Raw genomic sequence first — 26,412 nt, 5'->3', positions numbered from 1 at the left:
GCGACACCGCCGCTGGCACCGACACTGTCGCCCGCTACATCGCACCGGGACTCATCCAGGTGGTGTTGTTGGTCGATCACCTGCTGACTACCGTGGCAGTTGGAGCGCGCACCGGCGGATCACCAACTGGCGTCGGTAACCCCGCTGCGTTCGGTGCGGTCATGGTCGAAGGCCTCGACATCGGTGAAAGTCATCGTTTCCCGGTCCGATTCGAGGCGTGCCGGGGTGATCGGAGCAGGTACCGGCTTCGGCATCAGGGCAGTCAGATCCGGAATGCCATCGACCAGATCGGACAGCTTCGGCATTCGCGCTCGATGAGCGAGCAAGGGGGCCATCAATTCCCGCGCTCGGCGAGTCGCGTCGGCGGCTGCCTGCTGCGTGGCGTCGACCACCGCGGTTGCGATCTCGGCATAGCTCAGGTCAGTGATCCTCGAGCTGAACTCGACGCCGATGATGATGCCATCGGCATTCACCGTGACCGTGATGCGCTTGCCCCGCACTGTGGCTCGGCCGACGATCAGATTGCGTTCGCGCTGCAATCGCGCGATCTCGCCCATCTGCTTTTCGAAATCGTCGATGAGGGCGTACATCTCGGCACTCGAGTGCTCGTTCGTCATATGACCTGGCTCGATTCGAAGACCTGATCACATCGCTGCGGATCCGCGAGCACATCGCGGACGAAACGTCCGAGATCGTTGTCGGCGGGCAGATTCGGATACCGCAGCCTGCACACCACCTCGTCGCGGATCGAAACCGTCAGGCGCGCATGGACACCACCACCCTGCCCCATGACCTCGCGATGCCACTCGACCCGCAGCCCCGGTTCATCGGTCGCCAGCACCCGGGTCCCGACCCGCAACATGAGCCCGCCGGTGTCCCGATAGAGCACTACCGGCACACCGCCGAGATCACCGAATACGCCCCCCAATCGGGCGGGCAACTCCGACGCAGCGCCGACTTCGCGCAGCACTCCGGTCACCGTGTCCAGGTCGGCGAGTTCCCCATAACCGCTCAGCGACCGCACAAGCACGCCCTGGACTCCGCCACCGTGTTCGCCACTGTTCGGGGTGATCGGGCCACCGCCCACGCGCCCTACCGGAGCCACGGGCATCGAGCCGACCTCGGGACCGCCCATCCCCCGATCAGCGTCAGCCCGATCAGCCTTTAGCAGCATTGTCGCCACTGGCACGGCATATGCCTGCGCGCGAGCAACCATCTCATCCATACCGACAACCTCCAACGACGAATCCTCATCTCGCCCACCGCCCTTATCTGGCTCCAGTGACAGATTCCGTTCGGGCACAACCGAATCCGTCGACCCCAACGGCATCCAGCGCGGATGCTCCGGCCATTGCAGCGCAGGTTCCGACCTGCACTCCGGCTCCGGTTCAGGCTCGGGCTCGGGTTCCGGTTCGACCTTGCGCCCCGGCTCCGGCTCAGGTTTCGGTTCGGGCGCGGGTTCAGGCTCGGGCTCGGGCTCCGACTCGGGCTCGGGCTCGGGCTCCGACTCGGGTTCCGGCTCGGGCTCGGGTTCCGGCTCGGGCTCGGGTTCCGGTTCCGGTTCCGGTTCGGGTTCGGGCTCCGGCTCGGGTTCCGGCTCGGGCTCGGGCTCCGGCTCGGGTTCCGGTTCGGGCTCCGGCTCAGGTTCCGGTTCGACTTTGCGCTCCGGCTCAGGTTTCGGTTCCGGCTCGGGCTCGGGTTCCGGCTCCGGCTCAGGTTCCGGCTCGGGCTCCGGTTCCGGCTCGGGCTCGGGCTCCGGCTCCGGTTCCGGCTCGGGCTCGGGCTCCGGCTCAGGTTCCGGTTCGACCTCGCGCTCAGGTTCCGGTTCCGGCTCGGGCGCGGGTTCAGGTTCGGGCTCCGGCTCCGGCTCCGGCTCGGGTTCAGGTTCGGGCTCAGGCTCCGGCTCGGGCTCGGGCTCGGGCTCAGGCTCCGGCTCGGGCTCCGGCTCGGGCTCAGGTTCCGGTTCCGGCTCGGACTCGGGCTCCGGCTCCGGCTCGGGCTCCGGCTCCGGCTCAGGTTCCGGCTCGGGCTCCGGCTCAGGTTCCGGCTCGGGCCCCGGTTCGGGTTCGGGCCCCGGTTCGGGTTCGGGCTCCTCCCAGATGCCGTCGTCCGGAGGCTCCGGTGCGTCGTAGTCTGTGGCGCCAGGTGGGGCGAAATATCTTGGGGTGTAGGGGATTCTCGACGTTGTGTCCGGGGGCTCCGATGACTCGGGTTCCTCGGGGTCGCCCTCGGGGCGTGCGGGTGTTAGAGGCTGTCCACCGTTGGGATCGGCTGTTGGGGGCTGGGCTTCGGAGATAGCGGACGGCTGCGGGGCCGGGGGGCGTGAGGGTTTGCTCGTCGAGTTTCCTTGCGCGGCCGCAGGGTTTTCAGCAGCAGACAACTTGTCGGCCGCCCGCTGCGTTTCGGCCTCGGCGGCGTTGTACTCGTGCGCAGCCTGCTCGAGAGCGTCGATGGCGGCGAGCTTGCGGGGGGCCTCGTCGGTGGTCATGGTCCGATCGCGCAGACGGTTGGCCTCGACCCGCACCTCGTCTGGAGTCGAGAGGTTGTGCTCATCGAGCGGCAGCTTCTCCCGATACACCGCCGCGACCGCCGCATCGCGCGCGACCTTCCGCTCCCGCAGCCGCTCGACCTGCGCGGCGTGCTCGCGGGTCAACACCTCCACCTCGGGCGAGACCGCACGTTCGGGCACGAACTGGCGCGGAGAGGGAGACCCGAGATTGGATGTATGGGTCTGGCCGGACGAATCCGTCGCCACGCGAACATAATTGATCTCCGCACCTGGGTGAGCCAGGGCGTCGGCAAGTCGAGACTCACCCCGCGCCGCCTCCGCCCGCAACGCGTCGGTCAGCAGCCGATCATGCGGCGACCCCGCACCTGCCTCGGAGCTGCGACCGACCACGATCACCCGCGGCGGATCGCCATCGACCAACCCGACTCGATCGGAAACTTCCTCCGCGCCAAGCGATCTCAGATAGTCGCTGCTCGTCTTCGCCGTGATCTCGTCCGTCTTCGCCAGCATCTGATCCCGAACCTCGTTGTACCGGTTCGCGGCCCGCTCGAGCGCATCGATCGCCGCCAACTTGCCGGGCGCCTCATGGCTGCTCATCGTCCGATCACGCAATTGATCCGCCTCGGCCCGCACCCCCTCCGGAGTCGACAGATTGCCCTCATCCAGCGGCAGCCTTTCCCGATACACCGCCGCCACCGCCGCATCCCGCGCGGCCCGCAATCCTGGCAACTGCTCGGTCAAGGCCGCGCGATCACGGGCCAACGCCGCCACCTCATGCCGCACCGAAGGCGACAACTCGTGCGGCACTTGCGAATCCACCTGCCGCAACCGCGGCTCCGCACCCGGCCTGCGCGACTGCTCCCCCTCCGATATCGGCTGCTCGACCTCCGATTCAGGCCGTTCCACTTCCGGTTTCGGCTGTCCAGCCTCCGAGTTCGGTTGCTCCGCGTCGGGCCTCGACTGCTCGGATGCAGGCCGCGCCTCAGGTTTCGAGGTGGATTGATGCGCAGGATCCGCCCCAGCCGGTGACTTCGCAGCGGCGACAGCGTCGCGGTACGAACCGAAGGCACTGCGCGACCACTGGCGATTCACCGAGAGTTGCGCCTGCTCCTGCTGCAGCCGATCACGAATTTCGAAATGCTCGCGTGGGCCGAGACCGGCGCGATTCAACGCATCATTCTCGGCATTCAACCGGAACTGCGCACGCATCAACTCGTCGGCGATGACCCGCTGCATTCGATCAGGGCTCATCCCAGATAGGTCGAGTCCCAATTCGGCACGAGCCCACCCTGCAATTGCCTGCAACCACTGCTCGGCAGCACTGTCCGGCCGCCGCACTCCCTCGGCCTGCGACTCCGCAACCGCCGCCCTCGATTGCTCGGCCTCCGACTTGGGCTGTTCTCCTTCCGGTTTCGACTGCCGGGCCTCGGAGTCCGGCCGCTGGCCTTCCGGACGCCGCTCACCCTCCCGCCCGTGCTCACCAGGCTGCTGCTCGCCTTCCGGCTTGGGCTGCCCAGCCTCCGACTTCGGCTGCTGCTCCCCCTCCAAACGCGGTTCACTTTGCGGGCGCGGCTCGGACTCCCGGTTGGGATGCTCCTCCTCCGGTTTCGACTGCCCTGCCTCCGACTCGGACCTCGGCCGCTGACTTTCCGGGCGCTGATCTCCTTCCGGGCGCTGCTTCGCGTGCTCCGACCGCTCCTCCGGGGAACGGAAGCCCTCATCACTGTCGCGCAGGAACCGAATCCGCTCCGGCCCCTCGCCCTCATCCGGATCTCGCTGCCGCGCAGGATCGCTCGCCGACTCCGGCTCGGCGCCGTCGGCAGCCCGCTTCGACTGGCTTTCGGGATGAACCCGCTGTTCAGGTCCGGCTGGTGCCTCGTGCGGCGCGCTGCCGTCGATGTGGTTCTCGGCCTTGCCGTTTTCGGCTGCCCGCGGAGCCTCTTCCGCCCCCGAACGCGCTTGTACCGGCTGGTGGCTCTCGGGGGTACTACCCGCTCCTGGCTGTTGTGGGAGGCCCGCACGAGATCCGTTGCCGGTCGGGCGGGGATCTGGAGTATTCGGCCGCTGTTGGCCGGATTCGGCGCGCCAGCCATCGGGCGCCTTCGACGGACCCGCCGAAGGCGAACGCCCGTCAGTCCCTGACGGTTTCGGCTCGCCGGTGACGACCGGACGGTCTTCCGACACCGGACGCGTTTCCGGCCCAGGACGGCCTTCCGCAGCCGGGCGATTTTCCATAGCACTCTGGGGGCCCGCGTTTTCGCTGGATTGGTGCTGCTGCCCCGACTCGCCTCGGGGCGCTTCGGACGAGGGTGCCTGGGGCCTGGCCTCCCCCATTGCGTGACCCGGATCCGCACTGCGCGCGCCGTTCCCCGCTCCGTCGGGCTGGGCGCCTCCGATGGACCCGCCCGCGGGATCGCTCCCACGCGAACCGCCGTTCCCCGGGTCACCGTGTCCCGTACCGGTTTCCGGCGAATGCGCCGCGCTCCCGTCCGCGCCGCGCGGCGGGCCGTATTGTCCGGCTTCCGGAGCTCGATATCCCCCGGCCCCGGTCCCGTTATTCGCGGCCGCCGCGGCCTTGCGCATGTCATAGACGTGCTCGGCCCCCCGATTCCCACCCACCAGCACGCCATACGCCGAAGTGCTCGTCAGCACCAACGGGTCGATCTTTCTCGGATCGATCGCACCGTAATTCCAGGTTCTGGGATCCCAGATCCTCGCATTGGGATCATTCAGAATCGAGCCGCTGGCCCAGGCGCCATATCCACCGATCACACCCGCGCCCGTGCCGACGACCGCCCCCTTGGTGATCCCCGTCAGGTAGTTGGTCGGCATAGGAATCTTGTTGGCGAGCTTGCCGAGCGCGCCACCGGCGGGTCCGCCGAACGCGCCCGCGATGGCAGCGGTGGCAGCAGTCACCCGCAGCCGCTTCCAATCGAAATCCTTGCGGGTCCCCTCGCCGATCTGCCAACCCTGAATCGCGAAATCCTGCCCCGCGCCGAGCAGCGTGCTCAAAACAACGTGCCGGGCAGTGAATTTCAGCATCCAGCGAATGCCGCTGCGGGCCAGAATTTTGCCGATCGTCTCGATCGCCTTCTCGCCGATCACTCGAATGGCGATCCGCTGAGCCGCCATCGCCGCCGCTTCCAACCCCGGCGACAGCGGCGTCGGTGGCGCCCAGACCAGGGCGATCTCGGTGGCCAGCATGGCGAGCGAGGTGTAGATGAGCAGCTTGGTGTACTCGATCTCGGTGCCGAGCGCATCCGCCGAATCAGCCATTGCGGCAAGGACATCGGCGAGATGGGCAACCGATTTGTCACCCACCTGGAGCTCGTGCAGACGCTCCTTCATGGCCTCGATGCCATCACCCCACGGATAGGCGTCCTCGGTCGCCTTCGCCGCGGCCTTCAGCTCGGGCAGCAGATCACGAATCGCGTCGCTGGCGGCCTTCCAGTCATCGCGGATCGCCCAGATATCGTCTTCGTCACCCTCGGGCCAGTACGAACCGGCAATGAAGCCGAGCCAGTGCAGCCACGGGGGCAGATAGAGGGACACCGAGGACCGCGCTATATCCCGAAATGATCATTCGCGAGCGCGGTCGCGGCCTTGTACTGCCCATCGGAGTACGAGCCGAGCGTCGTCGTCAGATCCCCCATGCCCTTCGTTATTTCGGTGTGGGTGAGTGTGTATCCGTCGGGTCCGTCGGCGAAATTGCTGCCGTAGGAGTCATTGCCCCAGGCGGCGCCCTTGGCGGCCAGCGAGGTCTCCAGATTCGTCAGGATCGCCGCGACGCGGTCGCGCAGAATGCCCATATCCCGCGCGGCGCAACGCAACTGCTCCGGGGTCACCCGCACCTTTTCCGCCACGTCGAACCCCTTCCGCCAAGCACCGGACTTTCGACAGTGGCATGAACAGCGATCGAACCGACAGTGCCCGCACCGCGAATTAACGCCGTTCTGATACGCCTGTGCCGGACCACAGAACTCGATGGCAGCAGCGATCAGTGCTGGTAGGACTCCGGCGATCGATCCAACCCCGGCGGAACCGATCTCGCCACCGGCTTACGACTTCTTGACGCGGCTCAGCCGGATATATTGCGCCGCCGCAGATCCTGCGCGAGCGCGAGAAATACGAAGAAGTTGGGAACATACCGGACCGGTGTAGTCGTCAGCGCGCGCCACTGTCCGGCGACCCGCAGGCTCACCAGACCGTCACGAACCCTGATCTCTTCGATCTCTGACCACGCAACGGACACAGCGCCCGAACCCACGAGCCCCGATGTCATCCAGAGATCTCCGAAATCCAGACGCTGCCCGGCATCGATTGCGAATGCGGCACTGGGCAATTGAGCATCGGTAACGGCCTGCTGAATCGCCGGACCCCATTCCTCCGGACGCTCGAACCCGCTCCGCACGACGACCTTCGCACCCGTGACGTCGGTACAGGTGTACGCGTAGGTAATCCCGATGGTCGTGCCATACCCGTTGTGCCGCACGATATTCTGCAGCACCGACGTCGTGTCGTACCGAAAGGCCCGCACCTCGCCACGGAACGCGACCACGAAACCGCGCTGGAACAGTTCGAGCCGAGACCCGCGATTACGTTCCTCGAAGTAACGCAACCGGACCAGATCCCATAGCAGCCGCCCCGAGAACATCACCGCAAATACCCCGGCGAAGATCTCACCGACGACGAACCCACCGGCCACCGAGCCGAGCAGCGCTGCCCAACCCACCGCAGTGACGATCACCATCCTCCGATACCGCCGCCACCCCGGTGCCACGGGTAGATAACTCGCCCGGCGCGTACCGAGCCCGGCCGCGACCGCCGCCTCGGCAACCGGATCGTGCTCATTAGCGACCGGCCGACCCGCGTTCAGCTCCATCGCTCGAATCGTGCCAGCGCGAGCACCCGCGGGACCACCGCCTTAACGGATCCGATGCACCCGGCGGCAGCCGGCAACCCGGATGCGAGGATCGGGGCATGCGAGTACTGGTGCAGCGCGTATCCGCCGCTCAGGTGACCGTGGACGGCGAGTCCGTCGGCCGGATCGAGCCGAACCCGCAGGGACTGGTCGCCCTGGTCGGGGTGACGCACGACGATACCGAGGCGACCGCGAAGGCGCTGGCGGACAAGCTGTGGCGGCTGCGGATTCTCGAGGGTGAGCGCTCGGCGGCCGATCTGGACGCGCCGATTCTGGTGGTCAGTCAGTTCACGCTCTATGCCGATACCGGGAAAGGACGGCGGCCGTCCTGGTCCGCTGCCGCGCCGGGTGCTGTCGCCGAACCGCTGGTCGAGACCTTCGCCCAGGCGCTGCGCGAACTCGGCGCGACCGTCGCCACCGGCCGGTTCGGCGCGCATATGCATGTCGAACTCGTCAACGACGGACCGGTGACACTGCTGCTCGAGGGCTGAGCACAACCCCGGAGCGCAACCACTCCGGACAAACTGCCCGCGGCAGGTATTTGCTCGACCACACCGTATCGTCCGCGCGGAACGACCCCAGCACACGGAAGCCCAGTGCACCCGCTGTCAACGGGTCGATTGCGGCGGCGGCGGTCGCCGGGGGATTGCCTGCTCGTTCCGGCCATTTCTATGGCAAACTCGGTCGAGCAGAATGCGGCCGATCGACGACCGTGGCGCGGAAGGTAATGCGGGAGTTGAGGTCGCGATGGATCTGAGGGATCTGAGTGCGCTCGAGCGTCGGGTAGCCGAGGATCGCCGGGCAGCCGTCGACCGAACGGTCGAGAACGAGTTGCGTTTGGCCACGTCGCTCTGCGACCTCGCCAAGGCACTGGTCGCCACCAAGAACGGCCAGGGACGTGACCGCACGGCCGAGGCATTGGCGCCCTCCCAGGAGTCCGTCGGCATCCGGCTGCACTGGCTCGCCGCCGGGCGGGTCAGCGCGCAGTTTGCGGGTGAAGTACAAGAGGCGCTGCGCGTATTCGAGCAGGCCACCCGCCATATCGGCCACCGAGAACTGGCCGCTAGCACCATCCGCAATGCCTGCCACACATATCGTCAAGTGGCACACACACATCCGCAGGTGGCCGCCGTCTGCGCGGATGGGCTGTCGAAGTGCGGCGTGTGGCTGTGCCGTCTCGACCCGGGTGCCGCCGTTGCCGCCAGCGAGGATGCCGTGCGGATCCGCAGTTCGCTGTTCGCGACGAATCCGGATCAGGCCGGTAAGTACCTCGCGAGTCTGAATATGTTGCTGCGCACGCTGATGGTCGGCAGACAGCGCAAACAGGCCGTCGCGATGTACCGCGAGCGGTACGCGGCCTTCACCTCGCCCGAGATGACGGCGCGGCTGCGCGAAACCCGGATCGAGGATATCGACCTCACCAGCAAGACCCTTACGGCGCTCACCAAACTCGAATGCCGGACATTGCAGCGCGCGGGACACCTCACCCAGCAGCAGATCCTGTACCAAACCTCGGGCGACCTGTCGACCATCGAGGAGATCAACTGGAAGCTCGCACTGGTCGGCTTGAAGCCGCTGGCCGCGGGCGCACTACCCGATCCACCCTCGCGGCCGGTGGAGATCGGTGCGACCTTCGGTGCGCTGAGCGTGCGCTGCAGTTCCAGCGATGCCGTCGCCCAGGTCCGCGCGGCCATTATCGCGGCCTACGCCGCCGATAACGCAGGCCAGGTCGACCGCTCGGCGGTGCGCGGTGCGCACGAAACCCACTGGCACACCTTCGATCCCGAACTGAACGCCACGGAATCCCTCGGCGATGACGTGGTGCTCATCGAACAGCCCTATGGCGGTTCGGTGGTCGTGATGAGCCTGAAATGGGAGATGACACCGGTCGGCAGACATCCACTGGCACAGCATCTTTCCAACCGCTGGCAGGTGATCAGCGTGACCGCGAACGAAAAGATGTCCTACGAGCTGTGCCGGTACGACAATGGCGTGGCCACCCAATACGCCGCGCTGGGTCGCCCGAGCGGCCAGGCACCGCTCGATACCCCGCTGGCGCCGCTGGACTTCGCCGCCCTGGCCGACTACGGCGCGGACTACGCGTCCGAAACCCAGGTCCGCGCCGCCTTCGGCAATACCGACATGTTCGCGAAGCTCACCCAACTACCCCCCAGCGGCATTCGGCAAGCCGCACTCGCGATTCCGCTCGCCGACTACGGCGACAACGTGCTGTTCTTCCGCAAATCGGCGAGCTGAGCAATACTCGATCTGCGAGGTCGGCGGCTACCGCGCCGCCGCTCCGGCAGTTGATCCGTTCACTCCCAATGGGTTTCCAGCCGCTGGAGCATTCCGGCGATCAGGTCATCGATCTTCTGCACCAGCCGCCCCTCGCCGATGCCGAGCGCGACCGGAGCTTGGTCGAGCTCGATCACATAGCGGCCGTCGTCGGGCAGGTCGCGCCACACCAGAATTCGCTCCAGGATGCCGCGCGGACCGAACTTCGAATGGCCCTGGTGGATGGTGATCACACCGGTCCGGGTCGCGGGAATGGCGAAGAATTGGTCACTGCGGCTCACCGTCGACGTGCTGGCGGTCTCGGTGACCCGGGAACCGCCGAAGTCGAACCGCTCATGATCGGCGACCCGATCGGTCAGGATCGGAATGCTGCCGATCCGGCCGGGCCGCGTCTTCGGCAGCAATCCGACGACCGCGTCGGCCACCCCCCACGGACCGCATTCGGTTATCGCGTAACCGCTACTGTGCCAGGGGGTTTCACCGGGCTGCTGGGCGAGTAGAAAGCCGCGGGCACCGGACCGGACGCCACGCGCCCGGATCCACTGCTGCGGATCTTCCTGGTCCGCGTCGTTCCACCCCAGCACCTTCACCAGGACCTCGGGCCGCGAGATGACCTCGAGCACCTCGCGCATCGAGCCGTCCACGGTATCCCGCAAACGCTCCCAGATCTGGAACTTCTCGCGTTCGTAGTCGTCGCGCAAGGGCGTGCGGCTCATATAGGTGAGCGGCTCGGGCAGGATCCGCTGCTGTAGCTGGCGTTCCCACAGCACCTTGAATTCCAGATCGGTGAACTCCCAGGTCCGGGTCACGACCGACCCAGCGGTAGCGCCTGTTCGACCTGCGTCGCAGCCGAATCGCCGCCCACCTCGGCCCGGGCCACGACGGGTTCGGGCCGATCCTGCTGCGCGACACCTGGAATGCCTATATCCCAGCCGTTCGACTGCTCGGCGAATCCGGGCAGGCCCGCACCCGACGACACACCCGGAATCTCCAGTCCGACACCGTCGGCGATACCGCGGATCGCCGACTCGAGCAACTTTTCGACCTTGTCGACATCGGGACTCGCGAAACCGGGGATGCCGGGCAGCGAGGCCCGCGGAAACAGTCGCGCCGCAGTGGTCGGCTGCGCCGGAATCACCTGTCCGGCGGGAGCGACCGAATCGGCCGCCCGCGCCGATGCGTCCTCCTTGACCGGGATCTGGAGCAGATCGGCCAGCGGCTTCAGCTCCGGGTTCGTGGCGATCAGATCCTTGATCTGGGGGAACTTCTCGAAGAAGCTGTTGAAATCGATCGGTGCCGACGCGGGATGCTGGGCCTGGAATTGCGTGAGGGCCTGCATCAGACCGGGGATCGCCTGCATACCCTGCGACAGGGCATTCACCAACCCGGAGATCATGTCCTGCCCCGAGGACGACGCCGACGTGCCCGTTCCGGTCCCGGTCCCGGTGCCCGTACCGGTGCCATTGCCTGTCCCGGTCCCCGAGCCAGTGCCGGTGCCGGTCTCCTTACCGGTCCCCGAGCCCCCGGCACCAGGAATCGAGGCTTTGCCCGCGCCACTACCGCCGCCGGTTCCCCCACCCGTCCCACCGCCTGTTCCCCCACCCGTCCCACCGCCGGTGCCTCCACCATTGCCGCCGCCGCGCTTGTGGCCCTTGCCATCCCCCTTGCCATCGCCTTTACCGTCCCCCTTCGGATCGGTCTCGGGCTTCGGCGCGGCGGGTGGTTTGGCTGGCACCGGGGGTCCGGGCAGCACCGGAAAAGCCTTGTCCGACTTCGGCAGATTGTCGCCGTAGAGTTCGTCGAACTTCTCCTGATAGTGCGACAGGCACAGCGAATCCCAGTGGGCCATGCCGTTGTGCACCGCGTTCGACGGCATCGCCTCCCTGGTCGCGTGCAACCAGCGCGAGGTGTACTGCAGGTTCTCCGCGACCACGACCATCGTGTTGCTCATCTCGCGGATATTGTCGCTGTACCTGCTGATGTTGCCGACGGCCTGATCGGCACCGTATCCCTGCCACGAATCCGCGGTCAGCTTGCGCAACGACTCCTTGAGCGTGCCGCCAGCCTTATCGATCTCGGTGGCCAAGAAGTCCCATACCCCACCCGCATCCGACGCGGTCCCGGACTTGATGTGCTCGTACAGCGCGTTGAGGTTGTCCCACCCCTGGTTTTCGCCGCTTTCGACCTTGATGTCGGCCTTGTCCATGCCGCCATCCTGTTGCAGCGACTTGGGGACCTTCGGGTTGTCGTCGTCCGGCTCCGAATATTTGGGGGCTTCGAATTTCACGGCGGCCTTATCGGGATCGGAATTGACCTGGGCCAGATGACTGAAGACATTCGCCGACGTCTGGTCGGTCCCGCGATACGCGGCACCGGCCGCCTTGAACAGGTCGGTGAGGTCGGCGAGGGTATCCATATGGTCGTCGAACGTCTCGTTCATCGACGTCAACTTCTCGTTGAACTTCGTCGCCAGCTGGTTTCCGGACCGGAAGGTCCCGAAGTCCGCCAGATTCTTGATCTCGGCCTGTGCGGCGATCGTCTTGTACGCCTTCAGCTTTCCGATCATCTCCGAGCAGGCCTCCGCACAGGCCAACGCCACATTCGCCTCGACCTTGATGCTGTGCCCATCCTGCGCGGTCTTCTTCAGACCATCCCATGGCCCGCTGTCTTTACCCATTCCGACCGCTCCTCCAACGCCCGCGGATCCCGCACCCGTCCGCACCTCGGATACAGGGCAAATCCCGAGTCTAGGTCACCGATCCGAGCGGATCCGAGCGTCTTAACCGAACCTTATGCTCGGGTTCATCCGTTGGCCCCGAACAAGATCAACTTCACCCCGAACGGCAATATCGACGACGAATTCGGCGCGGTGGAACGCCGCTATCGGCTGCGCTGCGAGCGGGCGGTGATCGATGCCGATCAAGCCGCGTCGGCCGCGCCCGAGGATCACCGCCGGATCTTCGCCGCCGCGATGGCCACCCTGCTCGCCGAGTTCAACACCTACCGCGACCGCGAAAACGCCTATCCGGCAGTGGATCTCGTTGGCTAACACCGGCATGCGCGGCGGCTCGACCACGATGCACTCCTCAGCCTGATCGCCGATCTGCGCGCCGCCATCCTGCCCGACTGAAGAATGTGGCGGCACTCGGCCGTTCCCAGTACCTGCTGAGCCCGATCATGTCCCATCGGCCCCGAGGAAGCCCAGCATGCCTAAATCCGCTGCACCAGAACGCATTTGCCGGGTACCGTCGTCCCCGTGCCAGGAACCGGGGATTCGACTGATCAGGCAATGGACCGGGCAGACCTTTGGGCGCAGCGGGCGAGCTCGTTCGGTACGCAGGCCGCCGTTTACGCGGAGCATCGGCCGGACTATCCGGCAGCGGGCATTCGCTGGGCATTGGCACCGATCGGCGATAACAAGGCACCCGTCGTCCTCGATCTGGGCGCCGGTACGGGCAAACTCACCGAGGGGCTGCTGGCCGTCGGTGCCGAGGTGATCGCCGTGGAACCCGATGACGCGATGCGCGCGGAACTGATCGCACGATTCCCGAATGTGACGGCGCTTTCCGGTGCGGCAGACACGATTCCGCTGCCCGACGCCTCGGTCGACGCGGTCGTCGCCGGGCAGGCGTTCCATTGGTTCGACCAGGCGCGAGCCTTCCCGGAGATCGCCCGGGTGCTGCGCTCGAATGGCGTATTCGCCGCATTCTGGAATATGGACGACGGCCGCGTCGAATGGGTAGCCGGGCTACAACAGGTTGTGCGTGCGAACGCGCCCGTTCCATCGGCAGGGTCGGATAACAAGGTGCCGTCGCATCCACTGTTCACCGACTTCGATAGGTCCGAGTTCGCGCACACTCATCGAAGGACCGCCGAATCCCTCACCGCGACAATCGGTACGCATTCGCTCACAGTGGTGATACCGGCAGAGCAGCGGGCCGAACTGCTGGATCGAATAGGGACCTATCTGCGCAGCCGACCGGAAACCGCAGCGGGCGAATTCGACTTCCCCCTCCGGACCGACGTCATCCGAACCACCCGCCGCACCGTCGATATGCCACCACCGCAGCAGGATTGAACGAAACCCACCGCTCAACCAAGCGCCGTCGACCACCTACGCGGTCCGGCCACCAACACCCCGAACCACCACAAGACCAACGCAATAGCGAAACCCCCACCCACCCGAAGCCGAACCTTCGACCACCCACCCGGTCCCGCCGATACCCACACCGCCACGGGACCAAGGCGTCTAGCGGAAGCCGCTACCTACGCGCTGCCCCGCACATCCCGTCAAACCCGCCCTGAGCTGCGCAGAGAGGCGATCGGTCGGCCGACCACACCGACCGGCCGAGCGCGGTCTGCCGCAGAACTACGCGTTCCCACAAGGGAATTCGAGTAGCTATCTACTCGGGTTACCACCCCTCCCCCGGACATACGCTTCTTCCAACGTTGAAGTTCAGAACGAATCGGAGGAAGCATCCACCATTGTGGTAGCGGTCGACCCCTACACGACCCCGAGGTGCGGCTGCACGCACAGGCGCGGGTGCAAGGAACGACGTCACCGATCCAGCGCAAGCTGGGTAACGTCAGGACCGGCAACGGATGCATTGTGTCCAAAGCCATCGTCCCCCACACGTTTACGCCCCCAAGCGTCGGTGCGGCTCGACTCCTCGCCGCGCAGCGTCACCCCCCGAGTCGAATCCCGTAACCGCCCCACCCAACACCAAAACCCAAACATCCCCCGCCCCCGCGCCCCGCGAAATCAAAAGCCATTCAAACCCAACTTTCCAGCGCCGACAAACGTACGGCGCAACCAACCCCTCCCATCAGCCGAGAATGCGCTCATGCAGGTGCGCTCTCGACGTTTACCTGCATGAGCGCATGGTGATCACTCGTCCAGGGGTGGCGCGCGGCGCCGCGGGAGGTATGGTGCCGCCCGGATTTGGGGTGCCGTAAGGGTTTCAGCGCGAATGTATGTCGCTGAACCACGGTGCCGAGACATGTACGGCACCAGGGAGGATCCGGCACCGAAGCAATGTTCGGTACCGAGAATGGCTCGGTACCGACCAATGTCCGGAACCAACGGGGTACCAGCGCCGAGCAACGTCAGGTGCCAAGCCAACATCCCGTGCCGATCAACATCCCGCACCGACCAACGCCCCGGCACCGAGCCAGTGCCCATGCCAATCAATGCCCAGCACCAAGCAACGTCGGGCACCGAGCCAACGGCCCGTGCCAACCAATCCCCGACACGCGCAAGGTCAACCGACCAATATCCAAGGCCAACGAGTTCCAGCACCGAGCACCGAGCATGCCGACCAACGTCCGGCAAACACCGTTCCGGGCCAACGCATTATCCGATGCCATCCAACGTTCGGCATCGAAAGTCCCGGACCAATGTCCGGTACCGCCACCTACTCCGGACGCAGTGTGAGAATCCGCGGTCCGTCCTCGGTAACCGCGACCGAATGTTCCCAGTGCGCGGCGCGACTGCCGTCGAGCGTCACCACGGTCCAGTCGTCGTCGAGCACCTTGGTCTGCGTGGTGCCCAGGGTCAGCATCGGCTCGATCGCGAGTACCGATCCGACCACGAGTTTCGGGCCCTTGCCCGGTGCACCCTCATTGGCCAGGAACGGATCCATATGCATTTCCCGGCCGATGGCATGCCCACCATAACCGTCGACGATCCCATAGGACCGGCCGTGCTGTTTCTCGGCCGCGCGCGTACCCATTTCGATGGCATGCGAGACGTCGGTCAGCCGATTACCGGGCAGCATTGCCGCGATACCGGCCTCCATCGACATCTTGGTGGCCTCGCTGAGCAGCTGATCGGCCTCGATGATCTCGCCGACACCGAAGGTCCAGGCGGAATCACCGTGCCAGCCTTCGAGAATCGCGCCGCAGTCGATCGAAACCAGATCGCCCTCGGCCAGCACCTCCGCGGCGGTCGGAATCCCGTGCACCACACGGTCGTTCACCGATGCGCAGATCGAACCCGGAAAGCCGTGGTAGCCCTTGAAGGACGGCACGGCACCCGCATCACGGATCACCTGCTCGGCGACCTCGTCCAGCTCCAGGGTGGAGACCCCGGGTTTGGCAGCCGCACGCACCGCGACGAGTGCGCGGCCGACGACCGCGCCCGCCGCCGCCATGGCATCCAGTTCACCTGCCGTACGGAACGGCACGACCTTCTTTTTGCGGTTGAAGACCATCCGGGCTCAGTGCTCCATTCCGAGCGGCATCATGTGCTCCGCAGGGGGCAGCATTCAGTGCCCAAGGGCGCGCAAGGCGCGGGCATTGACCTCGTCGATCTCGCCGACACCGTCGACCGAGACGACCAGACCGTCGTAGTGCTCCAGCAGCGGCTCGGTCTCCTCGCGGTACACCCGCAGCCGGTTGCGGATCACATCTTCGTTGTCGTCGGCGCGACCGCGCGCCATCATCCGGGAAACCACGGTCTCCTCGGGCACGACGAAGCACAGCACCGCGTCGAGCTTCTTGTCCATATCCGCGAGGATCTTCTCCAGCGCGTCGGCCTGGTCGACCGTGCGCGGGTAGCCGTCCAGTACAAAGCCGTTCGCGGCATCCGGCTCAGCGACCCGGGCCTCGACCATACGGTTGGTCACATCGCTCGGCACGAGATCGCCAGCGTTGATGTACTTCTGCGCCTCACGCCCCAGCGGGGTCTGGGCGGAAATATTGGTGCGGAACAGGTCCCCGGTGGAGATGTGCGGGACACCCAGCTTGTCCGACAGGAGATCGGCCTGAGTTCCTTTTCCGGCACCCGGCGGTCCGAGCAGTACAAGTCTCACTTGAGGAACCCTTCGTAATTTCGATTCATCAGCTGGCTTTCGATCTGCTTCACGGTGTCCAAGCCGACACTCACCATGATCAGCACCGAGGTGCCACCGAACGGAAGGTTCTGGGTGCCACCGGACGCGCCGATATCGAGGAACAGATTCGGGAGGACGGCCACGAGACCGAGGTAGATCGAGCCGGGCAGAGTGATGCGGCTCAACACAAAATTGAGGTAGTCGGCGGTCGGCTTACCCGGGCGGTATCCCGGAATGAAGCCGCCGAACTTCTTCATCTCGTCCGCGCGTTCCTCCGGGTTGAAGGTGATCGCGACATAGAAGTAGGTGAAGAACACGATCAGACTGAAGTAGATCGCGATGTATACCGGGTTGCCCGGGTTCACCAGGTATTTCTCGATGGCCGTCTGCCACCAACTCGTGCCAGTCGCCCCCTTGGACGAGGTCAGCTGCGACACGAGGTTCGGCAGGTACAGCAGCGACGACGCGAAGATCACGGGGATAACACCCGCCTGGTTGACCTTCAGCGGCAAGTAAGTAGAGGAACCGCCATACATCTTGCGGCCGACCACGCGCTTGGCGTACTGCACCGGGATTCGGCGCTGGCCCTGCTCGACGAAGATGACCCCGCTGACGATGGCAAACGCGGCGACACAGACCAGACCGAAGACCAATCCGCCACGGTTCTGCAGAATGTTGTTGCCCTCGTTCGGGATGCGCGCGGCGATACCGCCGAAGATCAGCAGCGACATGCCGTTGCCGATACCACGCTCGGTGATCTGCTCGCCGAACCACATGACCAGTGCGGCACCGGCGGTCATCACCAGCACGATGATCACCATGCCGAAGATGCTGGTATCGGCCAGGATGTCCTTCTGGCAGCCCCGCAGCAGCTGGCCGCGGGCCGCGAGCGCGACCAGACCGGTGGCCTGCAGGATCGCCAGCGCGATCGAGAGGTATCTGGTGTACTGCGTCATCTTGTTCTGGCCGGTTTGGCCTTCTTTACGCAGTTCTTCGAAGCGTGGGATAACAACGGTGAGCAGCTGGATAATGATGCTCGCGGTGATGTAGGGCATGATGCCGATCGCGAAGACCGACAACTGCAGCAGCGCACCACCGGAGAACAGGTTGATCAGCTGATAGATACCGGCGTTTTCACCGCCGGAGACCAGGTCGATGCATTCCTGCACGCTCTTGTAATCGACACCGGGGGACGGCAGCGATGCACCCAAGCGGTACAGCGCGATCAACCCCAGCGTGAAGAGAATCTTCCGCCGTAAGTCCGGAGTCCGGAAGGCCGATACGAAGGCGGAAAGCACAGATCCTCCTGGCGAACGACATGGTCATGCCACGGATATAGAAAACCCATGACGAGGCTTGGCAGACAACAATTGAACTCTAACAGTGGCACCGAACGAGCTCTTCACTCGTCCGGCGCCACTATCTGCAGAGTACCGTCAGCCCAGCTCGGTGACAGTGCCACCGGCCGCAGTGATCTTCTCCTTGGCGGCGCCGGTCACCTTGTCGACGGTCACCTGGACCGCGACGCCGATCTCGCCGTCGCCGAGAACCTTCACCAGCTGGTTCTTGCGAACCGCACCGGCGGCAACCAGCTCCGCCTTGCCGACCGCGCCGCCCTCGGGGAACAGCTTGGCGATCGAGCCGACGTTCACGACCTGGTATTCCGTGCGGAACGGGTTCGTGAAGCCCTTGAGCTTGGGCAGCCGCATGTGAATCGGCATCTGCCCACCCTCGAAGGCGGCGGGAACATTCTTGCGAGCCTTGGTGCCCTTGGTACCGCGGCCCGCGGTCTTGCCCTTGGAGCCTTCACCGCGACCCACGCGGGTCTTCTCGGTCTTGGCGCCGGGAGCCGGACGCAGATGGTGCAACTTGATGGTCATGTCAGACCTCCTCAACTGTTACGAGGTGGCGCACGACGTTGATCAGGCCGCGGTTCTGCGGGTTGTCCTCGCGAACCACGGTCTGGCGGATCTTGCGCAGGCCGAGCGTGCGCAGGCTCTCCCGCTGGTTCGCCTTGGCGCCGATCGACGACTTGATCTGGGTCACCTTGAGATCTGCCATTTACCGACCTCCTGCTGCCTGAGCGCGCGCACGCAGCATGCCAGCCGGAGCGACATCCTCGAGCGGCAGGCCACGGCGAGCCGCGACCTCTTCCGGACGCTGCAGCATCTTGAGCGCCGCAACCGTCGCGTGCACGACGTTGATGGCGTTGTCGCTACCGAGCGACTTCGCCAGAATGTCATGGATACCAGCGCATTCCAGCACCGCGCGCGCCGCACCACCGGCGATCACACCGGTACCGGGCGAGGCCGGACGCAGCATGACCACACCGGCCGCCGCCTCACCCTGAACCGGGTGGGTGATGGTCGAGCCGATCATCGGGACGCGGAAGAAGCCCTTGCGAGCCTCCTCGACACCCTTCTGGATGGCCGCGGGAACTTCCTTGGCCTTGCCGTAGCCGACGCCGACCAGACCGTTGCCGTCACCGACGATCACCAGGGCGGTGAAGCTGAAGCGACGACCACCCTTCACGACCTTGGAGACACGGTTGATCGCGACTACGCGCTCGAGCTGGTTCTTGTCGGTCTGCTGGTCACGACGGTCACCGCCGCCGCGACGATCCCGGCCACCGCCGCGGCCGTCGCGGCTGTCGCCGCCACCAGCGGCACCACTCTGCTGTCCGGCGGGTCCGTTGCCGCCGTCACGCCTCTGACGTCCCGGCATCAGACGTTCCTTCCGTAAATGTTTGCAGTCATCAGAACTTCAACCCACCTTCGCGAGCGGCATCGGCCAGCGCCGCGATGCGGCCGTGGTAGTCGTGGCCACCACGGTCGAATACGACGGCCTCGATGCCAGCGGCCTTGGCGCGCTCGGCCAGCAGTTCGCCGACCTTCTTGCCCTTGGCCGACTTGTCGCCGTCCAGTGCGCGCACATCGGCCTCGATCGAGGACGCGGCGGCAATGGTCTTGCCGACCGAATCGTCGATGAGCTGTGCGTGCAGGTGCCGCGAGGAGCGGTTGACCACCAGGCGCGGACGCTCGGTGGTGCCGACGACCTTCTTGCGCAGGCGGAAGTGACGGCGGGCCTTCGACAGGCGACGCGTCGTCGACACGTCCTTGCCACGCGGAATGCGCTTGGCCTTCTGATTTTCGGTTTGCGCCATGATCACTTACCCGTCTTTCCGACCTTGCGGCGAACGACCTCACCGGCGTAGCGGATGCCCTTGCCCTTGTACGGGTCGGGCTTGCGCAGTCCGTGGATGACAGCGGAGATCTGACCGACCTTCTGCTTGTCGATACCGGACACGGAGAACTTGGTGGGCGATTCCACCGCGAAGGTGATGCCCTCCGGGGCCTCGATCGGCACCGGATGCGAGTAGCCGAGGGCGAACTCCAGGTTCGAGCCCTTGGCCGCGACACGGTAACCGACGCCGAAGATTTCCATCTTCTTCTCGTAACCCTTGGTCACGCCCTCGATCATGTTCGAGACCAGGGTGCGGGTCAGGCCGTGCAGCGAGCGGTTCTGGCGCTGGTCGTCCGGACGGGCGACCTCGAGCTGACCGTCCTCACCCTTGGCGACGGTGATCGGCTCGGCGACGAGGTGGGTCAGGGTGCCCTTGGGACCCTTCACCGACACGTTCTGGCCGTCGATGGCGACCTCGACACCGGCAGGAATGGCGATGGGCTTCTTACCAATACGCGACATGTGTCCTACCTCCCCTTACCAGACGTAGGCGAGGACTTCGCCGCCCACGCCAGCTTTGGCCGCTTGACGATCGGTGAGCAGACCAGTCGACGTGGAGATGATGGCCACGCCGAGGCCGCCCAGGACCTTGGGCAGATTGGTGGACTTCGCGTACACACGCAGACCCGGCTTCGAGACGCGGCGCAGGCCCTGCAGGCTGCGCTCACGGCTGGGGCCGTACTTGAGGTCGACGATGAGGGTCTTGCCCACGGTCGCGTCCTCGGTCCGGTAGTCGGCGATGTAGCCCTCGCGCTTGAGGATCTCGGCGATATTCGCCTTGAGCTTCGAGTGCGGAGCCTTCACCTGATCGTGGTACGCCGAGTTGGCGTTGCGCAGACGCGTCAGGAAGTCTGCGATCGGATCAGTCATGGTCATGGTTCGACCTTGACACCTTTCTCGCTACGGTTCCCATGCAACACCGGCGTACGCATGCGCACGCCAGCCGTGGGCCTATAGCAATTCGGCGGTCCGGCCGACACTTGCCGACCGGATTGAGTTCTCATCAGAGCTCTCGGTGCCCGGGCCGCCCACACATCGATACAGTCGCTGTATCCAGGACATGCGGGCACAGAGGTGCCCAAGCAACCGCTCTAGTGTAGGCAAGGTCGCTACCAGGACAAAATCCGGGGTTCGCCCCTTACACTCACCCGGGTGCAGGATTGCTTCGCGACCGCACTCGTTGGTCGCGATGTCGAAGTGGCGAGTCTGGCGGCACTCGGACGGCGTGCGGCCACCGGACACGGGTGCGTCGTGCTGGTCGAGGGTGAGCCGGGGATCGGTAAATCGGCACTGCTGGCAGCGATGCGAAATCCATTCGCCGCAGCGGGCCTGCGCATTCGCGTCGGCGCCGCCGAGGAATTGCGGCAGGGCGTGCCGTTCGCCGCGGTGTGCTCCTGGCTCGACGACCCGGGCCCGACATCCCCGATCGACGCACTGCGCAGCGGAGATCGCGTGGGCGATGTGGCGGCGACCCATGAACTGACCATCGCCGAGGCGATTCTGGACCAGATCGACACCTGGTGCGCCGCGGGCCCGATTGCCCTGGTCATGGACGATGTGCACTGGGCGGACCGGTCGAGCCTGACGCTGCTGCACCGGCTCTGCACCCTCGTCGACGAACTGCCGCTGCTGCTGGTGCTCGCGGCCCGGCCGCTGCCGCGCGATCCGGCCTTCGCCGCACTGTCGGCCGAACTCGTGGCCCGGCAGGCCCCGGTACTGCGGCTCGGTGCCCTGCCCGCAACCGACGCCGCGAAACTGGTGCGTGAGCTGATCGGCGCCGAACCGGGACCACGGCTGTTGGCGAAGGTGGCCGAGGCCGGTGGAAATCCGCTGCATGTCTCGGAATTGGTGGCTGCCCTGGTGCGCGACGGGGCGATCAGGGTGATCGCCGACACCGCCGATCCCGCGGGCGCTGTTGTCGCGAACACGTCCGCGTCCTTGGCCGAGGCGATTACCCAGCGGCTGGACTTCCTGTCCCGTCCAACACGCGATGTGCTGCCGATGGCCGCGGCCCTCGGTCCGACCATCGATGTCGCGGACCTCGCGGTGATATTGCAGATCCCGATTCTGGATGTCTGGAGCGCCGTCACCGAGGCACTGGATGGCGGACTGCTCATCCGGGTGAACTCCGAGTTGGTGTTTCGGCACGACCTGATCCGCGATGCATTGGCCAATCGGCTGCCCGCTTCACTGCGGTCGGATCTGCTCCAGCAGGCCGGACAGGCGCTCCAGTCGACCGATGCGCCGATCGAACGGGTTGCCTACTATCTGTCGGTCGCCGACCGCGATTTGGACGCGGCCAGCCTCGATTGGCTGATCGGTGCCGCCGACAAGCTGATCGTTCGCGCACCCGAACTGGCGAAACGGTTGTTGAGCCGCGTCGCAACGGCGCCGGATCTCGATGCGGCAAGGCGTTCGGTACTGATCCGGCTGAGAATTCATGCCCTGCTGTGGGATGGGAACGCGGCCGAGGCCGAATCGGTGGTGCGCGAGGCGCTGCTCACCCAGCCGGAGGACGGCGGCCATATCGAATTGCGCTGGCTGCTCGCCCAGATCTATCAAGCCCAGGCCCGATTGGCCGATGCCGTCGCGGTCGCCGAGGAGGTGCTGTCCGCCAGCGAGCTGGGCACGACCAGGGAATTGGGCGTCGAGGACGCCGCCCGATTTCTGGGTATGACGGGACTCGGCAATTTCTTCCTCGGGCGGTTCGCGGCGGCGGAGCAGGCCGGTCGGCAGGCCGTATCGCTGGGCGAGCGCGCCGAGAATTCGCTGGCCACCGGATACGGACTGACTGCAGTGGGCGCGGTGCGCTATACCGAGGGCCATCTCGACGATGCGCTGAACCTGAGTGCTCGAATCCCGGCCCTCTTCGAGGACGGGACCGGGCCCGACCAATTCGATCCGTACGCGCTCTACGCGCACTGCCTGATCGAACTCGATCGGCTGGCCGACGCCGAGGAGGTGCTGAAGACGGCCATCGGGCGCAACCGCCGATTCCGCGGCGTCTATCTGTCCTCGAATCTGGTCGCCAAGGCGCGGATGTATCTGGTGGGCGGGCGCTGGGACGACGCGCTGGCCGAATGCGCGGCGAGTATGCAGACCCCCGATGTGCTCGGGTATGCGACGGTTGCGCACACCATTGCGGCGCTCATCGGAATTCGCCGTGGCACCTTCCTGCCGGACCCGGACGGCCTGCCCGCGCCGGATGATCGACCGGGCAATATCGGCTACGCGCACTTCCATCCGTGGGTCAAGGCCCTGACTGCCGAGGCCCACGGTCGCCCTGAGCTGGCGTTGGAACTTCTCCTCGACGCACATCAGCGGCTTGCCGACGGATTGGCCGCAGCCACACTGCATTACATCTTCCCGGATATCGCGCGCCTGGCCGCGGAAATCGGTGACGCGCCTGCGGCCCGGTCGGTAGCAGCCAGCGCGGATCTACTCCTCACCCGACAGCCGACCGCATCGCGAACCGGAACGGCCCTGCTGTGCCGCGGCCTCGCCGACTCCGATCCCGATGACCTGCTCGCCTCCGCCGACGTCTTCCGGCAATCCGGCCGCCCGCTGTTCGAGGCCCAGGCGCAGGAAAACGCCGCTGTCCTACTCGCCGCCGCGGGCCGCGGACCCGAGTGCCGCAACGCCTTGGACGCCGCGATCGAACTGTATTCCGGCCTCGGCGCATCCTGGGATTCCGCCCGCGCGGTTGCCCGCGTGCGCCCCTACGGAATCCGCCGCGGCGTCCGCGGCCCCCGCAACCGCCCCAAGTCCGGCTGGGCAGCCCTCACCGACACCGAACGCAAAGTCGCCGTGCAGGCCGCCGAGGGCCTGTCCAACACCGATATCGCAGCCCAAATGTACTTGTCCCGCCGCACAATCCAATCCCACGTCTCGAACATCCTGGCAAAACTGGACCTCCGTTCCCGCCGCGAAATCGCGACAGCCATGCCCCAACCCCATTGAATCCGTGGGTAACTCCGCGCGGCGTTTCGCGGGCCGCCGCAACCAGGGCAAATTGTCGCCGCGCCCGGCTAGCATGGCACCATGTCGAGTCCGCAGATCAAGCGTCCGGACCTCCCCGAGTACATGACCTGGGAGGAACTGGAACAGCTTCCCGAAGAGATCGCGGAGCAGATCGAACTCTGGAACGGTCGCGTTGTCTGGTTGCGACGCGGGCCAGACGAACACCAGGAGTTCACCAACCTCTTGTGGAGTGGGCTGCGCCGATGCGCCCGCAGCAACATGACTGCGGACCCCGAGCAGTGCTGGAGGGTGAGCACCGAGACCAACGTTTTCTTCGGGCGGACAGGAAAATCCGACTTCGTCACGCCGGACTTCATGATCTTCCGATGCCTGGACGAGCCATACCAGTACGTCCGATCCGACGGAGTTCTCTTGGTCGGTGAGGTTCTGTCACCATCCAACTCAGACGCCGACATGGAGCTGAAGAAGGCACGTTACGCCGCTGCCGGAATTCCGTGGTACTGGGAAGTTACCCTCGCGACCCAGCAAAGTGCGATAGCCCATGTCCACGCCTACGTCCTGGCACCGGACGTCGCGGCGCCACCCGGCGTCACGGTGCTGCACCAAGCCAACTACATCCTCGCCGGCACCTGGTCTCCCAGCGAGTCCGAGGCTATCGAAATCGACCACCCGTTCCCGATCCACATCCCCTGGTCCGAACTCGAATTCTGAACCGCGCGAATCGGTGTCGGGAAACTCCGTACCGAGTCGAGGTCAACATAGTCCACGGGCGAAGATTCGGGCTTTGTCGGCAGTGAGATCGTGAACCACAACCCATCGTCCGCCATTTGCATCAGATTCTTCGAAATATTCATTTCCGGTATCCGACTTCAATGCATCCGCGGCACTATCCTGCCAGTATTGCTTTCTCCAGTAGTCGGGAACCCACTACGACGCGATCCGCGTTTCGCTTCGCTTCTCCCCTGATGAAATCCAGCTGACTTTGCGTCTTGTCTCGGACCGCCTAGCGGGCGGCGTGGCGCGGCACCGGACGTTTCGGATCCGATGTTCGTGTGTCGCCGTCCGGGCTGGCGAGGCGCCGTTCCAGTGCGGTGAACGCAGTGATCACTTCGGGTGGCTCGAACGCTCGGTTGCGGCGGCCGATAGTGAGCTGATGCAGAATTCCAGCCTCGGTCAATCGCTCGACTGCGGCGTTCGCGGCGGGAAAGCTCCGCCCGATCAGGGCGGCCGCGGCGGAGACGGTGAGAATCGGGGCTCCGACGAGTTTGTCCAAGAGCAAGTCCAGAGCGGAGTTCGCCCGTACCGGCGCTACCCGATCCCGCCACGATCGTTGCAGGGCAGCAGCTTTCACTTCGAAAGCTGTCGCATCCTCGACCGCCCGAGTGCACGCGCCGGCAAAACGCGCCACCCAGGTGTTCAAATCGTCGGTGGCCTGCGCCGATTCCGCAGCACCTATATGCCGGAAGCGATTCAGCCCGTCGATGTAGCTGTCGCTCCAAGTGGCGAGGACCAGCGACACCGGCACGATGACTCGTTCTGCGACGCCGCGGCGGCGCAGAACGAGATGGATCAACGCGCGCCCGGTGCGGCCGTTGCCATCGATGAACGGGTGGATCGTCTCGAACTGAGCGTGGGCGATCGCCGCTTGTGCGACGGCGGGTAGGTCGTCGCTGTTGCAGAAGGCGATCAGGTCTTCCATCAACTCGGGCACGTATTCCGGCGGCGGCGGAACGAAAGCGGCCGAGCAGGGGTTGAACGAGCTGCCACCGATCCAGTTCTGCACGTCACGCAGGCATCCCCCGTGCTGCGCGAGCCTGGTGCCAGCAAGCAGGCGACGATGGGCCTCGAGTAAAACGTCTTCGCTGATCGGCTGGCCACGCCGCACCGCGTCGGTGGCGACCGCCATAGCGTCGATGTTGGCCAGCACCTCGGTGGCCGTCACGTCAGAAGATTCACCTTCCAGCTGCCGTGCCGCCTCAGCGCGCAGAAGTCGGCGCGCGCCGATTTCCAAGCCTTCGATCCGCGAAGAAGCGACGGCCTCGGCACGCAACAACAATCGAGACAACGCTTCCGTTTCGACCAGCGCCTGTGCTTCGGTGTCGTGCCGAGCGATCGCAACCTCGGCATCGACGACATCAGCAGCGGTCTCACTGGTCAGAACGATGGGGCGACCGACCAATGGATCAGGCAGATATGCCTGGTAGGTGCCGGAGCCGCGATCCCTGCGAGACAGACCGCTGCCATCCAGATTGCCCGACCAGCGCAGCTGCACAAACTTCGCCATGACACCTCCTTATTAAAGGTTAACAGATAACATTTAATAAGGAGTCGCGTTGCTATCGGTTCTTGCCCAGCAAACGCACAAGGGCACGGACTTACTGAGAGTCCGTGCCCTTGTTCTGTGCTCAGTTATGCGGGTGCGCTCACAATGAGCGCGAGCTCACCAGGAGCTCTTGTGCACACCCGGCAGCTCACCGCGGTGCGCCATTTCGCGCAGGCACACGCGGCAGAGGCCGAACTTGCGGTACACCGCGTGCGGGCGACCGCAGCGCTGGCAGCGGGTGTAGGCGCGAACGGCGAACTTCGGCTTGCTGTTGGCCTTGTTGACCAGTGCTTTCTTAGCCATTTGC

The 26,412-nt window shown here is 65.5% G+C and carries 23 protein-coding genes; 6 read left to right on the top strand and 17 right to left on the bottom strand.

Annotated elements, in window-relative coordinates; all coding sequences use genetic code 11:
• Window positions 1-119: 119 nt before the first annotated feature.
• From ABZW16_RS06155 to ABZW16_RS06140, 4 genes are all read right to left on the bottom strand, one after another.
• Window positions 120-617, bottom strand: coding sequence for a YbaB/EbfC family nucleoid-associated protein (locus tag ABZW16_RS06155; protein WP_354952742.1), 498 nt, complete (start codon window positions 615-617; stop codon window positions 120-122).
• On the bottom strand, window positions 614-6,061 hold the full coding sequence (locus ABZW16_RS06150) for a hypothetical protein (protein WP_354952740.1): 5,448 nt from the start codon (window positions 6,059-6,061) through the stop codon (window positions 614-616). The genes ABZW16_RS06155 and ABZW16_RS06150 overlap by 4 nt, the downstream gene beginning before the upstream one ends.
• A gap of 11 nt (window positions 6,062-6,072) precedes the next feature.
• Window positions 6,073-6,372, bottom strand: coding sequence for a hypothetical protein (locus ABZW16_RS06145; protein ID WP_354952739.1), 300 nt, complete (start codon window positions 6,370-6,372; stop codon window positions 6,073-6,075).
• Between the two features lie 215 nt (window positions 6,373-6,587).
• Entirely contained in the window at window positions 6,588-7,391 is an 804-nt protein-coding gene (locus tag ABZW16_RS06140; RefSeq protein ID WP_354952737.1) for a DUF6585 family protein, read from the bottom strand.
• A gap of 98 nt (window positions 7,392-7,489) precedes the next feature.
• On the opposite strand from ABZW16_RS06140, the gene dtd reads away from it, so the two are divergent.
• Both dtd and ABZW16_RS06130 read left to right on the top strand, forming a co-directional pair.
• Window positions 7,490-7,921 carry a D-aminoacyl-tRNA deacylase gene (gene dtd, locus ABZW16_RS06135; protein WP_354952735.1) on the top strand — a complete coding sequence of 144 codons (432 nt, stop codon included), beginning with the start codon at window positions 7,490-7,492 and terminating at the stop codon, window positions 7,919-7,921.
• Between the two features lie 256 nt (window positions 7,922-8,177).
• Window positions 8,178-9,686, top strand: coding sequence for a hypothetical protein (locus ABZW16_RS06130; RefSeq protein ID WP_354952733.1), 1,509 nt, complete (start codon window positions 8,178-8,180; stop codon window positions 9,684-9,686).
• 59 nt (window positions 9,687-9,745) lie between these two features.
• On the opposite strand, the gene ABZW16_RS06125 is transcribed toward ABZW16_RS06130, so the two are convergent.
• Window positions 9,746-10,534: an ESX secretion-associated protein EspG gene (locus ABZW16_RS06125; protein ID WP_354952731.1), complete on the bottom strand. Its 789-nt coding sequence runs from the start codon at window positions 10,532-10,534 to the stop codon at window positions 9,746-9,748.
• Window positions 10,531-12,402, bottom strand: coding sequence for a PPE domain-containing protein (locus tag ABZW16_RS06120; protein WP_354952729.1), 1,872 nt, complete (start codon window positions 12,400-12,402; stop codon window positions 10,531-10,533). Before ABZW16_RS06120 ends, ABZW16_RS06125 begins: the two co-directional genes overlap by 4 nt.
• 132 nt (window positions 12,403-12,534) lie before the next feature.
• Between ABZW16_RS06120 and ABZW16_RS06115 the strand changes: the two genes are divergently transcribed.
• The gene (locus ABZW16_RS06115) at window positions 12,535-12,774 is read left to right on the top strand and encodes a hypothetical protein (protein ID WP_354952727.1); all 240 of its coding nucleotides are present in this window, start codon (window positions 12,535-12,537) and stop codon (window positions 12,772-12,774) included.
• A 207-nt stretch (window positions 12,775-12,981) separates the two neighbouring features.
• On the top strand, window positions 12,982-13,803 hold the full coding sequence (locus ABZW16_RS06110) for a class I SAM-dependent methyltransferase (protein WP_354952725.1): 822 nt from the start codon (window positions 12,982-12,984) through the stop codon (window positions 13,801-13,803).
• A 1,336-nt stretch (window positions 13,804-15,139) separates the two neighbouring features.
• On the opposite strand, the gene map is transcribed toward ABZW16_RS06110, so the two are convergent.
• The 9 genes from map to rpsH all read right to left on the bottom strand — a co-directional run bounded on the left by map (window position 15,140) and on the right by rpsH (window position 20,677).
• Entirely contained in the window at window positions 15,140-15,937 is a 798-nt protein-coding gene (gene map, locus ABZW16_RS06105) for a type I methionyl aminopeptidase (protein ID WP_354952723.1), read from the bottom strand.
• 54 nt (window positions 15,938-15,991) lie between these two features.
• On the bottom strand, window positions 15,992-16,537 hold the full coding sequence (locus tag ABZW16_RS06100; protein WP_354952721.1) for an adenylate kinase: 546 nt from the start codon (window positions 16,535-16,537) through the stop codon (window positions 15,992-15,994).
• Window positions 16,534-17,856, bottom strand: a complete 1,323-nt coding sequence (gene secY, locus ABZW16_RS06095; protein ID WP_354952719.1) for a preprotein translocase subunit SecY — start codon at window positions 17,854-17,856, stop codon at window positions 16,534-16,536. The genes ABZW16_RS06100 and secY overlap by 4 nt, the downstream gene beginning before the upstream one ends.
• A 138-nt stretch (window positions 17,857-17,994) precedes the next feature.
• Window positions 17,995-18,438, bottom strand: a complete 444-nt coding sequence (gene rplO / locus ABZW16_RS06090) for a 50S ribosomal protein L15 (RefSeq protein WP_354952717.1) — start codon at window positions 18,436-18,438, stop codon at window positions 17,995-17,997.
• 1 nt (window position 18,439) lies between these two features.
• Window positions 18,440-18,619, bottom strand: coding sequence for a 50S ribosomal protein L30 (rpmD, locus tag ABZW16_RS06085; RefSeq protein WP_062983142.1), 180 nt, complete (start codon window positions 18,617-18,619; stop codon window positions 18,440-18,442).
• Window positions 18,620-19,282, bottom strand: a complete 663-nt coding sequence (rpsE, locus tag ABZW16_RS06080; RefSeq protein WP_354952715.1) for a 30S ribosomal protein S5 — start codon at window positions 19,280-19,282, stop codon at window positions 18,620-18,622.
• A gap of 31 nt (window positions 19,283-19,313) precedes the next feature.
• Entirely contained in the window at window positions 19,314-19,721 is a 408-nt protein-coding gene (rplR, locus tag ABZW16_RS06075) for a 50S ribosomal protein L18 (RefSeq protein ID WP_354952713.1), read from the bottom strand.
• Between the two features lie 2 nt (window positions 19,722-19,723).
• A complete protein-coding gene (gene rplF / locus ABZW16_RS06070) occupies window positions 19,724-20,263 on the bottom strand; it encodes a 50S ribosomal protein L6 (RefSeq protein ID WP_354952711.1) in 540 nt (179 codons plus the stop codon).
• A gap of 15 nt (window positions 20,264-20,278) precedes the next feature.
• The gene (gene rpsH / locus ABZW16_RS06065; protein ID WP_354952709.1) at window positions 20,279-20,677 is read right to left on the bottom strand and encodes a 30S ribosomal protein S8; all 399 of its coding nucleotides are present in this window, start codon (window positions 20,675-20,677) and stop codon (window positions 20,279-20,281) included.
• Window positions 20,678-20,953: 276 nt separating this feature from the next.
• Here rpsH and ABZW16_RS06060 point away from each other — a divergent pair, with 276 nt between their 5' ends.
• On the top strand, window positions 20,954-23,761 hold the full coding sequence (locus ABZW16_RS06060) for an AAA family ATPase (protein WP_354952707.1): 2,808 nt from the start codon (window positions 20,954-20,956) through the stop codon (window positions 23,759-23,761).
• An 81-nt stretch (window positions 23,762-23,842) separates the two neighbouring features.
• Window positions 23,843-24,493, top strand: a complete 651-nt coding sequence (locus ABZW16_RS06055) for a Uma2 family endonuclease (RefSeq protein WP_354952705.1) — start codon at window positions 23,843-23,845, stop codon at window positions 24,491-24,493.
• Between the two features lie 292 nt (window positions 24,494-24,785).
• Here ABZW16_RS06055 and ABZW16_RS06050 read toward each other — a convergent pair whose 3' ends face one another.
• A complete protein-coding gene (locus ABZW16_RS06050) occupies window positions 24,786-26,066 on the bottom strand; it encodes a Fic family protein (RefSeq protein WP_354952703.1) in 1,281 nt (426 codons plus the stop codon).
• Window positions 26,067-26,222: 156 nt separating this feature from the next.
• Window positions 26,223-26,408 (bottom strand): type Z 30S ribosomal protein S14, encoded by a 186-nt coding sequence (locus ABZW16_RS06045; RefSeq protein ID WP_062983162.1) that lies wholly within the window; start codon window positions 26,406-26,408, stop codon window positions 26,223-26,225.
• Window positions 26,409-26,412 lie beyond the last annotated feature (4 nt).

This window comes from Nocardia sp. NPDC004604 (assembly GCF_040609795.1).
Lineage (GTDB): Bacteria > Actinomycetota > Actinomycetes > Mycobacteriales > Mycobacteriaceae > Nocardia.
This window is presented reverse-complemented; position numbering and strand designations above follow the sequence as displayed.

Coding starts and splice junctions, on each gene's coding strand:
- ABZW16_RS06155 (WP_354952742.1), bottom strand. CDS start 617: ATGACGAACGAGCACTCGAGTGCCGAGATGTACGCCCTCATCGACGAT.
- rpsH (WP_354952709.1), bottom strand. CDS start 20,677: ATGACCATGACTGATCCGATCGCAGACTTCCTGACGCGTCTGCGCAAC.
- rplF (WP_354952711.1), bottom strand. CDS start 20,263: ATGTCGCGTATTGGTAAGAAGCCCATCGCCATTCCTGCCGGTGTCGAG.
- rplO (WP_354952717.1), bottom strand. CDS start 18,438: ATGACCATCAAGTTGCACCATCTGCGTCCGGCTCCCGGCGCCAAGACC.
- ABZW16_RS06050 (WP_354952703.1), bottom strand. CDS start 26,066: ATGGCGAAGTTTGTGCAGCTGCGCTGGTCGGGCAATCTGGATGGCAGC.
- ABZW16_RS06120 (WP_354952729.1), bottom strand. CDS start 12,402: ATGGGTAAAGACAGCGGGCCATGGGATGGTCTGAAGAAGACCGCGCAG.
- rpsE (WP_354952715.1), bottom strand. CDS start 19,282: ATGCCGGGACGTCAGAGGCGTGACGGCGGCAACGGACCCGCCGGACAG.
- ABZW16_RS06055 (WP_354952705.1), top strand. CDS start 23,843: ATGTCGAGTCCGCAGATCAAGCGTCCGGACCTCCCCGAGTACATGACC.
- ABZW16_RS06140 (WP_354952737.1), bottom strand. CDS start 7,391: ATGGAGCTGAACGCGGGTCGGCCGGTCGCTAATGAGCACGATCCGGTT.
- ABZW16_RS06045 (WP_062983162.1), bottom strand. CDS start 26,408: ATGGCTAAGAAAGCACTGGTCAACAAGGCCAACAGCAAGCCGAAGTTC.
- map (WP_354952723.1), bottom strand. CDS start 15,937: ATGGTCTTCAACCGCAAAAAGAAGGTCGTGCCGTTCCGTACGGCAGGT.
- dtd (WP_354952735.1), top strand. CDS start 7,490: ATGCGAGTACTGGTGCAGCGCGTATCCGCCGCTCAGGTGACCGTGGAC.
- rplR (WP_354952713.1), bottom strand. CDS start 19,721: ATGGCGCAAACCGAAAATCAGAAGGCCAAGCGCATTCCGCGTGGCAAG.
- rpmD (WP_062983142.1), bottom strand. CDS start 18,619: ATGGCAGATCTCAAGGTGACCCAGATCAAGTCGTCGATCGGCGCCAAG.
- ABZW16_RS06130 (WP_354952733.1), top strand. CDS start 8,178: ATGGATCTGAGGGATCTGAGTGCGCTCGAGCGTCGGGTAGCCGAGGAT.